The following is a 15,439-nucleotide window of genomic DNA, read 5'->3' as shown; positions in this document are numbered from 1 at the left end:
CTGCTGCTTGACGTTGAGCTTTAGCAATACGAGCTTGTTCAGCTTGGATTGCCATTTGTCGTTGTTGTTCTGCTAGAATAGCCGCTTGGCGTTGAGCCTCAGCTTGTTCAGCCGCGATGCGTTCTTGTTCTGCTGCTTGACGTTGAGCTTTAGCAATACGAGCTTGTTCAGCTTGGATTGCCATTTGTCGTTGTTGTTCTGCTAGAATAGCCGCTTGGCGTTGCGCCTCTGCTTGTTTTTCCGCAACAATGCGATGATCAACTTGATCTACAACTGCTTCACTTTCTTTTTGTGCTGCTTCTTCCGCTGCAAGTTGTGCTAGTCTTTCCCGTTCAGCACGTTGAATATCGCGAATTGTTAAGTTTCGCTTTGCTACTACTGATTTAGTAGTTGTTGTATTAGCAACTACTAATGGCGTAGTAGACTGTTCTTGTACAACTACCGGTGTGCGTTGTACCTGTGTAGTTTGTATTTGTTGTTTACCATCTACTTGTTTTTCTACAACAACTGGTTCAGTTTTACGCTGTACATTGATTAGGCTGTGCATTGCCAAAGTTGGCTCCATCACAGTTTTTGTTTCTTTGTTAACCACGTATTGCGGTTGTGATACAGCCATATGTTGTGCAGATAAAGCTTTTGCTGTATCTGGTACTGGAATTGGACGCACACGAGGGATTAGTGGCGTAACCTTTGGTACAGATGGTGTAGTTTGTAGGGCTGATTGAGTAGCCAGTGGTTTTGCGACTGGTACCGCTACACTTGTAGAGGCTTGTGTCGTTGATTCAGTGGTAGTACTCGAACCTACTAAATCATTCATGTTGAGGATAGGGGCTGCATAGGCAACACCACCCAAAGCTGCTGCTGCTAAAAAGGCGGCAGTAACTTTACATTTCCTAGATGATTTCATGAATTAATTCTCCGAACTAGATTTCAAAAAATAGTTTATAATTTTAAAATTTATTTATCTTTATATAGTCTAACATAAATCGAAGTAATTGTATACTTATTGAGTTCTAGCAAATATGGGGATGAAAATAATTCCTAGATACTTACAAAAATATAAAACAATTTAAAGTAAAACTATATGATTAATAATTATAGTGAGATATATGAAAAAGTCCCTATGTACTTTTATGACATAGGGACTTAGAAGTTTTACTATAAGTTTCTTATTATATTTATGGCTTTCACTATATAAATAAGAATTTATATAGTATTATATTATTTATTTAATCTTGGTTTTACAATAGCCAAGATTATGCAAGCTACAACGGAACCGATTGCAATGGATGCAAGGTAAAGAAGTGGGTTGCCGATTGTTGGTACTACGAAGATGCCACCGTGAGGTGCACGTAATGTACATTCAAAGAACATGGATAATGCACCAGCTGTACCAGCACCGATGATGCAAGAAGGCAATACGCGGATAGGATCAGCTGCGGCAAATGGGATAGCACCTTCTGTGATGAAGGAAAGCCCCATGATGTAATTTGTAATACCAGATTTACGTTCTGCTTCTGTGAAGCGGCTAGGGAAGAATGTTGTACAAAGGGCAATCGCCAATGGAGGAACCATACCACCAGCCATAACAGCGGCCATAATACCATATTCACCAGTTGCTAGAGCGCCTGTACCGATAACATAGGCTGCTTTGTTGACAGGGCCACCCATATCAACAGACATCATAGCACCGAAGACAAGACCTAATAATATGCGGCTAGTAGTACCCATTGTTTGCAAGGAATTCATAAGCCATTCGTTTAAGGCAGATACTGGTGGGTTAATGATAAATGTAATGGCAATACCGATAAATAATACACCAAGTACAGGATAGAAGAGAACTGGTTTAGTACCTTCTAAGGATTGAGGTAAGCCAGAAACGAGTTTTTTCACAAGTAATACTAAATAACCTGCTGCAAAACCTGCAATTAAAGCACCTAGGAAACCAGAGCCTCCTTGGTTAGCTAATAAGCCACCCACAAAACCGGCTACTAGACCAGGACGATCGGCAATACTCATAGCAATGTAGCCTGCTAAAACTGGTAACATAAAGCCAAAGGATGCACCGCTGATTTTCATTAGGAATGCAGATAATGGTGTGCCAGAGCCGAAGCCAGAAGGGTTCGTTGGATTAAATGTATCGAATAAGAAGGCTAAAGCGATTAAGATACCGCCACCAATAACGAATGGAAGCATGTGGGATACACCATTCATCAAATGTTTGTAGATTTGGCGACCAAAGCTGTCTGACGCATCCACAGTAGATGCTGCATTATCTTTGTCAGCTTGAGACATATGATATATTGGTGCTGTGTTGGACATAGCTTCACGCAATAATTCTTCTGATTTATTAATACCGTTTGCAACCTTAGTTTGAATCATTGGCTTGCCATCAAAACGAGCCATTTCTACTTGGCGATCGGAAGCAACGATGATGCATTTAGCATGCTCAATTTCTTCAGCTGTAAGTGCATCTTTAATGCCAGAGGCACCATTTTTTTCAACCTTTAGAGAAATCCCCATCTCTTTTGCTTTACGTTCTAAGGATTCAGCTGCCATATATGTGTGTGCAATACCGGTAGGACAACCGGTAACAGCTAATATTTCGTAATATGGATTATCTACAGATACCTTAGGAACAACCTTTTCGATAGCCTCTGTAGCTTTTGCTTCGATAGCATCGGTAATGCTTGGTGCTTTTTCATCTTCCGTCTTGATATAGCCTTCTACAGATGGATCAAAGTTGCCTTCTTCTTTGGCAGTGATAAGTTCTAGAAAACGGTCAACTGTAGCAGCTTGGATGAGAGCGTTTTTGAAGTCCGGATCAATTACCATAGTTGCTAATTTGCTCAATACCTCTACATGAGTATCAGCTGCGCCTTCTGGAGCTGCAATCATAAAGAACAAGCGCGATGGTTGTCCATCAAGGGCATCGAAATCAACACCGTTTGGTACTACCATAGCGGCTAAACCTGCCTCTTTTACGCCATTGGATTTAGCATGAGGTGTGGCAATACCGTCGCCAAGGCCAGTAGAACCGGATTCTTCGCGGGCAAAGACAGCTTCTAAGTATTCTGCCTTGTCAGATAGGTTGCCGCCTTTATCCATTAAATCACCTAGAGTGTAAATGGCATCCGCTTTGTTAGTTGGTGATGCATTCAGCAGGATTGATTGGGGCTTTAATAAATCAGTAATCTTCATGTGTGTACTCCTTACTGTACATATATAATGAATAATAAAATTAACGAATGGTGTTAAGCAAGGTGAGGACCTCGTCCTTGGTGGCTAGATTCTCCGAAAAGGCTGAAGCAGAGCCTGTTGCAATACCCCAATAGAGGGCTTGTTGTAAATCTTGGGTGTTGAGGTATCCAGTCATGAAACCAGCTACCATAGAATCGCCGGCACCAACGGAGTTAATAAGCGTTCCTTTAGGCGCAGGACTTGTATAGACAGTACCATCAGCGGATACCAAGATAGCACCGTCTCCAGCCATGGAGATGATCACATGTTGTGCACCTTGGGACTGTAATTTTTTAGCTGCAGTGACTAAATCATCTTTTGTAGACAATGTACGTCCAAAGATTTCGCTTAATTCGTGATTGTTTGGTTTGATTAAAAATGGTTTGTATGGCAATACACGAGTTAATAGATCCTTAGTTGCATCTACAACGATACGAATGTGTTTATGGGCTAAGCGCTCCATAATGATTTCGTACATATCGCTTGGAAGGCTAGATGGGATGCTACCAGCTAAGATTAATGTATCTTGATCTGTTAATGTGTCCAGTTGTGTATATAATGCTTGTAGTTCATCGTCTGAGATAGTAGGCCCACGACCATTAATTTCAGTTTCTTCGTCAGATGCTTTTACTTTAACATTGATACGTGTTAGACCTTCTTTGAGGCGAATAAAGCTTTCACGTACACCAAAATTGTTGAGTTGACGTACGATTTCATCCCCCGTAAAGCCTGCGATAAAGCCGAGGGCTGTTGTATTCATACCTAAATTGTTAAGTACGATTGATACATTAATACCCTTGCCACCGCCCAGCACATATTCTTGTTCAGTGCGATTGATTGTACCCGTGGTTAAGTGGTCTAAGCGAACGATATAATCCAATGCAGGATTGAAAGTAATCGTATAAATCATAAGTTTTCCTCTATATTTCGTATAAATAGAATGTATTAATGGATTTGTTGTTCCTTGCGTCGCAAGCGATACCAATAGATAAGTGGTACTAAGTATAAGAAGAACGCAAATGGTACGTAACCTGCGGGCGAGACATCCATCATAATGACAGGTACGAGCGCCGCAATATTCCATGGTTGTAAGGCTGCAATAAGAATGCCACTGTTTTCAAAGTCTAGCATGACATCTTCATCATGAATGCGTTCCTTTGCATAGGTGGTGCGCATAATCGAATGCGTCATGATTACCGCAATTGCTTGACTACAACCAAGGGCGCCTGTAATAAATGCAATTAGTACATTCGACGCAAAGAGTTTGGCGCGACCTGATACGTGTTGTAAAAGGCTGCGAATATCATTCCAAAAACCAACGCCTTCAAGCATGCCGGAAATGGAACAAGCCATGAATATAGATAGGGTTGGTATCCACATCGTTTGTAGGCCTCCGCCGTGGATAATATCCGATAGCGGATTATAATCCGGCAGATGGAACCCCAATACGGTAAATTGTAACATATCCATTACTGTATAATTTTGATGGATAACTGCGAGGATGGTTGCCGCCAGTGCACTAATACCAATAGGCCAACGTATAGATAGCTTTGTTGGTAACAAACCAATAATGATAAGAACTGGTATCCATAATGTCCAATGGATATTGAACACGAAATGAATCGTATCCGGTAGATAACTGTTAGTGTAGTCTAGTGGAAACCATAGGGATAAGAGTAGATACAATATACAGCTGATGATGAGAGCAGGCAAGCTATCTTTCAACATGATTGGTATATTGCTATTTACTTTGGTGTGTGTTAGAGCAGCTACGAGAGAGGCGCTAGAGGATAGAGGTGAGTTTCTGTCTCCTAAATAGGCGCCTGCTATAATGGCACCTGCTACAATATCAATAGGCAGATTACCTGCTTTGGCAATTGTAATTAGTACAATACCGATGGTGCCCACTGTTCCGAACGATGTACCAAGTAACATACTCACGCAGGATGTAATTAAAAATGCGCAGATTATGAAAAGATTTGGATTAATCAATTCAATACCAGACGCAATAATCATGGGAATAATCCCTGATGCTTGCCACATGGCTATGAGCCAGCCGATGAGCAAAAAGATTTGCATAACCACGATTGAGGTTTTAGCACTCGTCCAGGACATGCGGAGTAAGTCTTTTGGATTATATCCTTGTCGATGTAGAGCGTAAGCGAAGCACAACCATACGAGGATTAATGCGTAGCCGATGGGAACACTAAACATGACAGATGCTAGAATAATGATGATAGAAACGATTAATGATATCAGTAGTCCCATATTATTTGGCATCATGGTGCGCCCTTGTTTATATTTTAGGTATGCCTGTAATAGTAATTGTAACCACTTCATATTATTCGATAGGAAGTTCTGTTTCGAATACTTCCTCAGCCGGACCTGTCATAAGAACCGTGCCATCCTCTAAATAACTGATATGCAATGTACCAAGATATAATTCTACATCTACCTCACGACCTGTAAGACCTTTTTCGTGAGCCATGACCGCAGATGCACAAGAACCAGTACCGCATGCCAGTGTAGCACCAGCACCGCGCTCCCAAGTGCGAACTTTGATGTGATGGTCGTTGACCACCTCGATGTAGTTTACATTCGTATTGGCCGGAAATGCATCGTGTTTTTCAAGGATAGGACCCTGTGTTGTTACTGGTGCTTTAGTAATATCGTCAATGAAAACCTCAGTATGAGGTACACCGAGAAGAACGGAACTAACAGTGACTGTTTCACCATTTACATCGAGGTCCACATCAATAACTTTGTCCATTTCTACATTAATCGGAATATCGTGGCTATTAAAGAATGGGTTCCCCATGTCTACAGTTACTTGGGTAACCACACCATTATCAATGGTCAGTGTAGGTTTCATGACCCCTGCTAAGGTTTCGATGGTGAAAGTTTCTTTTGTAGTTTCACCGTGCTCATAGGCATATTTGGCAAAGCAACGAATGGCATTACCGCACATTTCGGCTTCGCTACCATCAGAGTTAATGATACGCATACGCACATCACATGTGTCGGATGGAACTAGGATAGCAAGACCATCAGCACCGATACCGGTGCGGCGGTCGCATAGGCGAATAGCGAGGTCTGTGTAATCCTTAGTTTTTCCCTGTGGATCAGAAAAGAGGATAAAATCATTTCCGAGACCATGCATCTTTGTTAATTTCATAAATTCTCCTATTCACAGTCGCATTTTAATTAGCGACATTTTCCTTAGAATAGAGTAGACTTTCACTATGATGCTCGTGAAAGTCTACGGTTAAATATATAATATAACATTATATCACAGAATATATTATATAATAGTAGTTCTCTTTATTGTTCCATGTAAAAATGTTAAAATATAATGTAATGTAGTTTATCAGTATAGAAAGAGGATCACACATGCGAATTCAAGGGATTTCTGGATCTCGAGGTGTTGCCGTTGGCAATGTGTACAAATATATACAAGAAGAAATAGTTATACCTGATTATGAGGTAGCAGAAGACCAAGTAGAGGCCGAGATTGCTAAGTTTGCCACTGCTATGGCGGCTACACTCAAGCAATTGGATACCATTCGACAAAAAGCATTAGTTGATATGGGGGCTGATGAGGCCGCTATTTTTGAAGCACATATGCAAATCGCTCAAGACCCGTCTTTATCAGATGGTATTAAAGCCCTAGTAGAATCATCAAAGATGAATGTTGTAGCTGCTACAGCACAAACCATTGAAACGTTTGCGGCTATTTTTATAGGTATGGATGATCTATATATGCGTGAACGCGGTGCAGATATCAAAGATATTGGTGACCGCTTGATGCGAAATATGCTCGGTATGAACCCTCGTGGTTTATCTCATATCTCTGGCGAGGTTATCATTGTCGCTCAAGACTTAGCTCCGTCTGATACAGCATCACTCGATAAATCCGTGGTAAAAGGGATTGTCACAGCGGCTGGTGGCCCTACATCTCATGCGGCTATCATGGCTCGCACCTTGGAGATTCCTGCTGTTATGGGCGTTGGTGATATTGAAGGATTTGCTGACGATGTGCGTGCTGTTGTACTTGGCACTGATGGTGAAGTGATTACGGAACCATCTGATGAGGAATGGGACCGCTATACAAAAGAAGCAGCGTTATTCCAAGAGGAATTGAAACGTCTAAAAGACTCTGCAAATTTAGAAGCTGTTACAAAAGACGGCCATCATGTTGATTTATTTGGCAATATCGGCAAATCTAAGGATGCAGACCATGCATTGACGATGGGGGCTCAAGGTATTGGTTTATATCGTACCGAATTCCTCTATATGGAAAACGATGAATTGCCTACAGAAGATGTGCAATTCGAGGAATATAAAAAAGTAGCTGAGGCGATGCATGGCAATCCTGTTATCATCCGCACCATGGATATTGGTGGCGATAAGGAATTGAAATATCTTGATTTACCAGAGGAAATGAATCCATTCCTCGGCTATCGTGCGATTCGTATTTCCCTAAATCGCCCCGACATATTCAAGGTTCAATTACGTGCACTTCTTCGTGCTAGTGCTTTTGGGGATATTCATATCATGTATCCTATGATTACTTCTGTAGAAGAGGTGAAAGCAGCCAACGAGATGCTTGACGAATGTAAAGAAGAATTGATTGCTGAAGGTGTAGCTTTCAATACAGATATTAAAGTAGGTATCATGATTGAGGTTCCTGCAGCGGCGGTGATTTCCCCAATCTTGGCTAAATACGTTGACTTCTTTAGCATTGGTACCAATGACCTTTGTCAATATACATTGGCCGTAGACCGTATGAATGAAGCAATTGGTAATTTATACCAACCATTGCATCCTGCTGTATTGCGTCTCATCAAACATGTTATCGATGCGAGCCATGAGCAAGGTAAATTTACCGGTATGTGTGGTGAGCTAGCTGGCGATCCAGTAGCTACAATGATTTTATTGGGCTTAGGACTTGATGAATTCTCAATGACTGCTTCGTCTATTCCATTGATTAAAAGTATTTTGCGCTCTGTTACAAAGGCAGAATGTGAAGAACTCGCTCAAAAAGCATTGTCCATGGATACAGCAGAAGAAATAACAGCTTATGCAAAATCGGTACTTGCTGAAAAAGGATTAGCATAATCGGTAGCTTTCATAAAAACAAACTTGAATTTAATATGTATAAATTGATACAATACCTATATTAATAAGCAAAGGTATAAGGCGTGCTAGCACGCTGAGTAGAAAGAGGTAACTCATGAAAGAAGTAACAGTAGAAATTACAAACGAATCTGGTTTACATGCTCGCCCTGCGACGGCATTCACACAATTGGCTGCTAAATTCGCATCCAAATTGACAATCGCAGCTAATGGCAAAACTGCAGATGCTAAATCCATTTTGACTGTATTGACATTGGGCGCTACAAAAGGTACATCCGTAGTATTAACTGCTGATGGCGCAGATGAAGATGACGCGTTGGCAGCACTTAGTGAGTTCTTAACAACAAACCACGACTAATACAAACGAAAGAGGCAATATCCAGAATTTAGGATATTGCCTCTTTTTATTTTCCCATGTTAGCGAAACGCTCCACGGCGAGTGTAAAATCATTTATTGTTTTATCTACATCACCATGTTGAATGCCATCACGTACACAGTGATTGATATGTCCTTCAAGAACCACTTGGCCAACCTTATGCAATGCAGACTTTGCAGCATTGATTTGGGATAGCACGTCTTCACAAGGAATGTCTTCTTCAATCATTCGATCAATAGCTTGCACTTGACCTAAAATTTTTCGCAATCGACGATGTAGATTGTCTGAATCCATACACTGTTTCATAATACTCCTCCAATTGGGCATGTTTTATCATCCTATTCATTATACGCTATTATATACATTAATTACAATATATAACCATGCATAAAATAGATGACTTGTGATACAATACAATCAATATATAATGAGTTGTATTATAGACATTTTATTTGTGAAAGTATATATAATCAGAAATCTGTTATGACACAGATATGGGTGAATGTATGTTTATATTTCGACTATTACGCCGTTTGGTTCTTATAATCTGTATAATCTTGGGTGCTATATACGCATATGATGCGTATCAAAGCTATCAAGGTACAAATCGTGTCAGTAAGGCGCACACAACTGTAGAACAGACGATTGAAAAAAATGAAGATACCTTAAGCCGTTGGGAACGTATATATCGCATGCTTACCTTTAAAGAAAAGGTTGAAATTGCACTGTATCAACGAGTTTCAAAGGATACATGGGTAAAATCGGATGTTATTCCAGATAATGCAAAACGGGCACTCATCGCTATAGAGGACAAGCGCTATTACAAACATGGTGCTATCGATGTACTCGGTGTATCCCGTGCTCTCTATGTAAACGCTGTGGCTGGAGAAACAGTTGAGGGGGGCAGCACGATAACTCAACAATTAGTAAAAAATTTGTTCTTGTCTTCTAAAAGAACTATGACCCGCAAAGCAGAGGAGGCCATTCTTGCTATTGAGATGGAACATTACTATAGTAAGGATGAAATTTTGACGATGTATTTGAATACGGTTTATTATGGTCATAATTATTATGGTATAAAAGAAGCTGCTGAAGGATATTTTGGAACAAGCCCTAGCCGTTTGACATTAGGTCAATGTGCTATGCTGGCAGCCTTACCTAATGCACCATCCTATTTAGACCCTTATACAAACTATAAAGGGGCGAAGGCTCGCCAAAAGCTGGTGCTCGAACAAATGGTAGACCAAGGCATGATTACACAAGCTGAGGCTGATTATGCGTATACACAAGATTTAGGTTTAGACAATTAAATATAAAACGGTGGACTTTCAAAGAATCTATAAAGTGAAATGGCTGTGTGCTTATTAGATTTCAATTAGATATGGATTCTAGGAGAGTCTTTTCGGTTTCGAAATATATAATTAAAATGAATAAAATTTCTACTTGCATTTATAAATATACAATGATATACTAACACCTGTAGTCGATAAGACATGAGGAATTCATAATGAATTCGTAGTATAATAATAGTAATTGGTATAATTCATACCTAGTATAATTTAGTTTATGAGGTGTTATCATGGGCAAAGCAAATAAAGTTGTACTCGCATATTCTGGCGGTTTGGACACATCTGTTATCATTCCTTGGTTAAAAGAAAACTATGGCGCTGAAGTTATCGCTGTTTGCGTAGATTTAGGTCAACCAGAAGATTATGATGCAGTTGAGAAAAAAGCAATTAAATCTGGTGCATCTAAAGCGTACATCGTTGATGCTAAAGAGGAATTCGTTAAAGATTATGTATGGCCTACAGTAAAAGCAGGTGCAATTTATGAAGGTAAATATTTATTAGGTACTTCCTTCGCTAGACCTTTGATTGGTAAAATCCTTGTAGATATTGCTGAGAAAGAAGGCGCTGATGCCATCGCTCATGGTGCGACTGGTAAAGGTAATGACCAAGTTCGTTTTGAGTTAGCTATCAAAGCATTAGCTCCGAATATGAAAATCATCGCTCCTTGGAGAGAATGGGATTTGAAATCTAGAACAGACTGCATGGAATATGCAGCTAAACATGATATTCCAGTTGTAGCTACGAAATCCCATCCATATTCCATGGACCAAAACGTATGGCATTTATCCCATGAAGGCGGGGACTTAGAAAATCCAGCAAATGCTCCTAAAGATGATGTATATTTGGTAACACACACACCTGAACAAGCTCCTGATGAAGCTGGTTATGTAACTGTAACTTTCAAAGACGGCGTACCTGTAGCTGTTGATGGTCAAGAAGGTACTCCTCTACAATTGTTAGAAAAACTCAACGAAATCGGTGCACACTATGGCGTAGGCGTTGTAGATATCGTTGAAAATAGATTGGTTGGCATGAAATCCCGTGGCGTGTATGAAAACCCAGGTGGATCCATCATCATGTATGCTCACAGAGAACTTGAATACCTCTGCCTCGATAGAGCTACATTCCACTATAAAGAGCTCATTGCTAACAAATATGCTGAACTTGTATACGATGGCATGTGGTTCGCACCATTGATGTATGCGTTGCAAGCATTCGTCGATGAAACTCAAAAAATTGTAACTGGTGATGTAAAACTTAAATTATACAAAGGTAACATTATCTCTGCTGGTGCTACATCTCCATACTCCTTGTACAGCGAAGATTTTGTAACATTCGAAGAAGATGATGTATATAACCAAGCTGATGCGGCTGGTTTTATCAACTTGTTTGGTTTACCTCTTAAAATTAATGCATTAATGAAAGAAAAGGCAGGTAAATAATGGCTAAATTGTGGGGCGGGCGTTTCACAAAAGGCACAGATAAAGCGGTAGAGGATTTTACATCCTCTATCGCTTTTGATGCTAGAATGTACGCCGAAGATATTGCGGGCAGTAAAGCGCATGCTAAGATGTTAGCAAAACAAAATATTATCTCTCAAGAGGATTGCGATGCTATTGTGGCTGGCTTAACAAAGATTAAGGGGCAAATCGACAAAGGTGAATTCCCATTCTCTGTAGCTCTTGAAGATATTCATATGAATATTGAAAAACATTTAACCGATGATATCGGTGAGGCTGGTGGCCGTCTACATACAGGCCGTAGCCGTAATGACCAATGTGCGGTAGATTTACATATGTATGTACGTAAGGCCGTTATCGAGATGGGTGAGCTTATTGTAGATATGCAAAAGGCACTCATTGAAACAGCTGAAAAATACAGTGATGTTATTATGCCTGGTTATACCCATTTGCAACGGGCACAACCAGTATTATTTGGTCACCATATGATGGCCTATTTCTCTATGCTAGAACGTGACTTTGATCGTTTGTTGATGGTATTTAAGCATGCAGACATTATGCCTCTTGGGGCAGGTGCATTAGCTGGCTCTACCTATGGTATCGATCAAACGTATACACAAGAATTGTTAGGATTCTCTCGTATTTACGAAAATAGTATGGATGCTGTATCCGATCGTGATTATGTAGTAGAATTCTTATCCTTTGCATCTATAGTGATGATGCATTTAAGTCGCCTTAGTGAAGAGTTAATTTTGTGGTCCTCTAATGAGTTTAATTTTATTGAGCTTGATGATGCTCACTGTACGGGTTCTAGCATCATGCCACAAAAGAAAAACCCTGATGTATGTGAACTGGTACGTGGTAAAACAGGTCGTACCTATGGACATTTATTAGGTTTATTAACTACATTAAAAGGCTTGCCACTTACTTACAACAAAGATATGCAAGAGGATAAAGAGGGCATTTTTGATGCTATTGATACAGTACACTTTGCATTATCCATTAATGCGGCTATGGTCCGTGGTATGAAGGTCAATGGGGCGCATATGAAAGCTGTCCTCGATGATGATTTTTCTAATGCTACAGATATGGCCGATTACCTTGCGAAAAAAGGCGTTCCATTCCGTGAAGCGCACGAAATTGTAGGCAATGCCGTACATCATTGTATCGAAAAAGGTTGTGTATTGCTTGATCTATCTGTTGAGGACTTCAAAGCTATCTCTAATCACTTTGATGCGGATATTCTAGATGCCATTTCTATCGAAGCTTGTGTAGCAGGTCGTAACAATTACTCCGGCACAGCTCCAGAATGTGTTGAAAGACAACGTAATAATGGCAAGCAAGTTATTGCTAATGAAGAAGTACAGATTGATAGTTGGAAAGCTATTGTGAACTCTGTACAGGAGTAACAGTTCCATTTAAAATCAACTTAATCTTATATACGATATATCATTTGGCTCCACCATTTGGTGGGGCCAAATTTTTTGTATTTCTCATTTAAAATTTGTCCTTATTGAGTGGACTTATACTGGAAAATGGTCTTGTAGTACGAAACTATAATTTGAATAGATAGGGGTTTTCTATATAATTAATTGATTAAACTGAAAGAAAATGATAGTCTTACCGTTTTCATACCATTTCTTACCGGAAAAAATATATTATTACTATAATTTTATTCAATTCGTGTAATATACTTTGTCCACCAATAAAGTACTTTTCATTTAACTCTTATGGTGTTATTATTAATTCGAAATAAAAATAAAAACGGTACTTTCACATTCCCGCCCATTACAGCAGGAACTGAATGTACTTAGCGGTTTAATATATATTACAAGTGAATTATGGACGAGAAAAAATTCACCTTACGAAAGGGGATTGATACATGAAAACCACCGCTAAAAAAATGTCTGTATTCCAGCTAACCACAATGGTAGCAGCCAATATGCTAGGAGCTGGAATCATTATGTTACCAACTAATTTGGCTCAAGTTGGTACTATTTCAGTTTTGTCTTGGCTCGTGACAGCTGTGGGTGCGCTTTTATTAGCGTATATTTTTGCTAAAGCGGGTATGTTCTCCCAAATTAAGGGCGGCATGGGCGGTTATGCAGAACATCGCTTCGGTAAAACTGGACATTTTATGGCGAGCTATGCTTACAGCATATCTCTCATCATTGCTAATATAGCTATTGCAGTGTCTGCAGTTGGCTATGGCTCAGAATTCTTTGGTGTTGATCTAAATGCAACGCAAACAAGTCAAGTAACAATCGTTTTGTTATGGTTTGCAGCGATTTTGAATTTTAGAGGAAATCGCTTTACAGGTCAGCTCAGCAATATTACGATTTGGGGTTGTGTTGTGCCGGTTCTTCTAATCGGTACAATTGGTTGGTTCTGGTTTAACCCAGATACGTACTTGGCGGCATGGAATCCAAACGACTTGCCGTTCTTTGAAGCAATTAAACAATCTATTGCTTTAACATTGTGGGGCTTCCTAGGATTTGAATCAGCAGCAGCAAATGCAGATGCTGTAGAAAATCCAAAGAAAAATGTGCCGATTGCAACTTTTGCAGGTACATTAGCAGTGGCGGTGATTTACATCTTGTCCACAAACGTTATGGCCGGCATTGTGCCTAACGCTGAATTACTAAATTCTAATGCACCATTTGGTCTAACATTCGCATATATGTTCAATGATACAATCGCAAATGTTATTATGGCGCTTATGATTGTTTCTTGCTGTGGTGCTTTGCTTTGTTGGCAATTCACATTGTCTCGCGTATTTAAAAATGCTGCAGAAGCAGGCTACTTCCCTAAAGTATTTGCTCGTGTAAACAGCAAGGATGCTCCTGTTCGTGGCGTATTCATCTTACTTGCTATCGAAACAATTCTTACATTGTTCACAGCAAATGACTCCTTACGCGGTCAATTCGAAACATTGGTAAACCTTGCGGTTGTAACTAATGTTGTACCTTATATCCTCTGCATTCTTGCAGTACCAACTATGATGCAAATGTCTGGCGTTGCAGAGCGCCGCATTGAACGTTTCTACATCGTTGCTGGTATCGGCGTAGTATACTGTGCTTATGCAGTATATGCGTGTGGTGTTGAAGCGATGGTTGGTAGTACTGTTGCGGTAGTTATTGGTATGTGCATCTATGTAGTGCGTAAAGGCTGGTTAGCATACCGAGCTCAAAGACTACAACAAAGTATCGATTAATTGAATATTTCTCTCGTCTAATAGAGGCTATTACTTCGGTAATAGTCTCTTTTTGTCTTGATGACTATTTGACATACTTAAAGTTATGAGTGTATTAAAATAACTTAGAAATATAGGCTAATTCTTAAAACTTATGAAGAAAATATATTCTATAAGTTTGGTATGCATATGCATAGATACTTATATATATTTGAAGATATGTATTCTTAATATAATATATAGTGATGTTTCATACAGAATTGTAATGTGAAATGCGACTTTGTATTTTTTGCGCGTATAATTATGAGAATATTATCTATTTATTATTTATTTATTATTTATTACCATAGGGGGTATATGTATTGTTAGTAAATCATAAATATAGTATATTTATAATTAATAAAAGTGAATAAACTGAGTGTCGGTTTTACCGAGCGTAAAAGAGGAAAATGGGTGTAAATCCTATACTATGAAAGTAGCTGTAATGAGGAGCAATATTTCATTTTAGTGTCACTGGGAAACTGGGAAGGCAGAGATGTTGTGATGAATCAATAGTCAGAAAGCCTGCTCAATCTAATAGAATAGTATACATTTGTGTGCTATCTTTTGTTTAGGTTAGTCAGGTAGGCTAATCTTTTTTTCGCTATTTTCTTATATGGCACCATAATGTTATTGTTGGCTTTT

At 39.5% G+C, this 15,439-nt stretch carries 11 protein-coding genes, 1 pseudogene and 1 riboswitch; of the genes and pseudogenes, 6 read left to right on the top strand and 6 right to left on the bottom strand.

The window, feature by feature from the left end:
• From VEI_RS09725 to dapF, 5 genes and pseudogenes are all read right to left on the bottom strand, one after another.
• Positions 1 to 907, bottom strand: a pseudogene (locus tag VEI_RS09725) (subtype B tannase); the annotation flags it as partial.
• A gap of 314 nt (positions 908 to 1,221) precedes the next feature.
• Positions 1,222 to 3,201 carry a PTS fructose transporter subunit IIABC gene (locus VEI_RS09720; protein WP_059364720.1) on the bottom strand — a complete coding sequence of 660 codons (1,980 nt, stop codon included), beginning with the start codon at positions 3,199 to 3,201 and terminating at the stop codon, positions 1,222 to 1,224.
• A 40-nt stretch (positions 3,202 to 3,241) separates the two neighbouring features.
• Entirely contained in the window at positions 3,242 to 4,150 is a 909-nt protein-coding gene (gene pfkB / locus VEI_RS09715) for a 1-phosphofructokinase (protein WP_059364717.1), read from the bottom strand.
• A 35-nt stretch (positions 4,151 to 4,185) separates the two neighbouring features.
• Positions 4,186 to 5,523 (bottom strand): Na+/H+ antiporter NhaC family protein, encoded by a 1,338-nt coding sequence (locus tag VEI_RS09710; RefSeq protein ID WP_059364886.1) that lies wholly within the window; start codon positions 5,521 to 5,523, stop codon positions 4,186 to 4,188.
• A gap of 58 nt (positions 5,524 to 5,581) precedes the next feature.
• Entirely contained in the window at positions 5,582 to 6,415 is an 834-nt protein-coding gene (gene dapF, locus VEI_RS09705) for a diaminopimelate epimerase (RefSeq protein WP_059364714.1), read from the bottom strand.
• Positions 6,416 to 6,630: 215 nt separating this feature from the next.
• On the opposite strand from dapF, the gene ptsP reads away from it, so the two are divergent.
• Together ptsP and VEI_RS09695 are read left to right on the top strand one after the other, a co-directional pair.
• A complete protein-coding gene (gene ptsP / locus VEI_RS09700) occupies positions 6,631 to 8,358 on the top strand; it encodes a phosphoenolpyruvate--protein phosphotransferase (RefSeq protein ID WP_059364711.1) in 1,728 nt (575 codons plus the stop codon).
• Between the two features lie 115 nt (positions 8,359 to 8,473).
• The gene (locus VEI_RS09695) at positions 8,474 to 8,734 is read left to right on the top strand and encodes an HPr family phosphocarrier protein (protein ID WP_005377050.1); all 261 of its coding nucleotides are present in this window, start codon (positions 8,474 to 8,476) and stop codon (positions 8,732 to 8,734) included.
• Between the two features lie 46 nt (positions 8,735 to 8,780).
• On the opposite strand, the gene VEI_RS09690 is transcribed toward VEI_RS09695, so the two are convergent.
• Positions 8,781 to 9,059, bottom strand: a complete 279-nt coding sequence (locus tag VEI_RS09690) for a metal-sensing transcriptional repressor (RefSeq protein WP_059364708.1) — start codon at positions 9,057 to 9,059, stop codon at positions 8,781 to 8,783.
• Positions 9,060 to 9,259: 200 nt separating this feature from the next.
• Here VEI_RS09690 and VEI_RS09685 point away from each other — a divergent pair, with 200 nt between their 5' ends.
• The 4 genes from VEI_RS09685 (at position 9,260) to potE (ending at position 14,776) form a co-directional block, all read left to right on the top strand.
• Entirely contained in the window at positions 9,260 to 10,063 is an 804-nt protein-coding gene (locus VEI_RS09685) for a transglycosylase domain-containing protein (protein WP_059364705.1), read from the top strand.
• A gap of 269 nt (positions 10,064 to 10,332) precedes the next feature.
• Complete coding sequence (locus VEI_RS09680; protein ID WP_059364703.1) at positions 10,333 to 11,544, top strand: argininosuccinate synthase; 1,212 nt, start codon at positions 10,333 to 10,335, stop codon at positions 11,542 to 11,544.
• A complete protein-coding gene (argH, locus tag VEI_RS09675; protein ID WP_059364700.1) occupies positions 11,544 to 12,971 on the top strand; it encodes an argininosuccinate lyase in 1,428 nt (475 codons plus the stop codon). Before VEI_RS09680 ends, argH begins: the two co-directional genes overlap by 1 nt.
• 473 nt (positions 12,972 to 13,444) lie before the next feature.
• Positions 13,445 to 14,776 carry a putrescine-ornithine antiporter gene (potE, locus tag VEI_RS09670; protein WP_059364696.1) on the top strand — a complete coding sequence of 444 codons (1,332 nt, stop codon included), beginning with the start codon at positions 13,445 to 13,447 and terminating at the stop codon, positions 14,774 to 14,776.
• Positions 14,777 to 15,154: 378 nt separating this feature from the next.
• A riboswitch (cobalamin riboswitch) is annotated at positions 15,155 to 15,341 on the top strand.
• Positions 15,342 to 15,439: the final 98 nt, after the last annotated feature.

This window comes from Veillonella tobetsuensis (assembly GCF_001078375.1).
Taxonomy (GTDB): Bacteria; Bacillota; Negativicutes; order Veillonellales; family Veillonellaceae; genus Veillonella; species Veillonella tobetsuensis.
The sequence above is the reverse complement of the archived record's forward strand: the minus strand, read 5'-3'. Positions and strand labels throughout refer to the sequence as shown.

Coding starts and splice junctions, on each gene's coding strand:
- argH (WP_059364700.1), top strand. CDS start 11,544: ATGGCTAAATTGTGGGGCGGGCGTTTCACAAAAGGCACAGATAAAGCG.
- VEI_RS09680 (WP_059364703.1), top strand. CDS start 10,333: ATGGGCAAAGCAAATAAAGTTGTACTCGCATATTCTGGCGGTTTGGAC.
- potE (WP_059364696.1), top strand. CDS start 13,445: ATGAAAACCACCGCTAAAAAAATGTCTGTATTCCAGCTAACCACAATG.
- VEI_RS09695 (WP_005377050.1), top strand. CDS start 8,474: ATGAAAGAAGTAACAGTAGAAATTACAAACGAATCTGGTTTACATGCT.
- VEI_RS09685 (WP_059364705.1), top strand. CDS start 9,260: ATGTTTATATTTCGACTATTACGCCGTTTGGTTCTTATAATCTGTATA.
- VEI_RS09710 (WP_059364886.1), bottom strand. CDS start 5,523: ATGATGCCAAATAATATGGGACTACTGATATCATTAATCGTTTCTATC.
- dapF (WP_059364714.1), bottom strand. CDS start 6,415: ATGAAATTAACAAAGATGCATGGTCTCGGAAATGATTTTATCCTCTTT.
- VEI_RS09720 (WP_059364720.1), bottom strand. CDS start 3,201: ATGAAGATTACTGATTTATTAAAGCCCCAATCAATCCTGCTGAATGCA.
- VEI_RS09690 (WP_059364708.1), bottom strand. CDS start 9,059: ATGAAACAGTGTATGGATTCAGACAATCTACATCGTCGATTGCGAAAA.
- ptsP (WP_059364711.1), top strand. CDS start 6,631: ATGCGAATTCAAGGGATTTCTGGATCTCGAGGTGTTGCCGTTGGCAAT.
- pfkB (WP_059364717.1), bottom strand. CDS start 4,150: ATGATTTATACGATTACTTTCAATCCTGCATTGGATTATATCGTTCGC.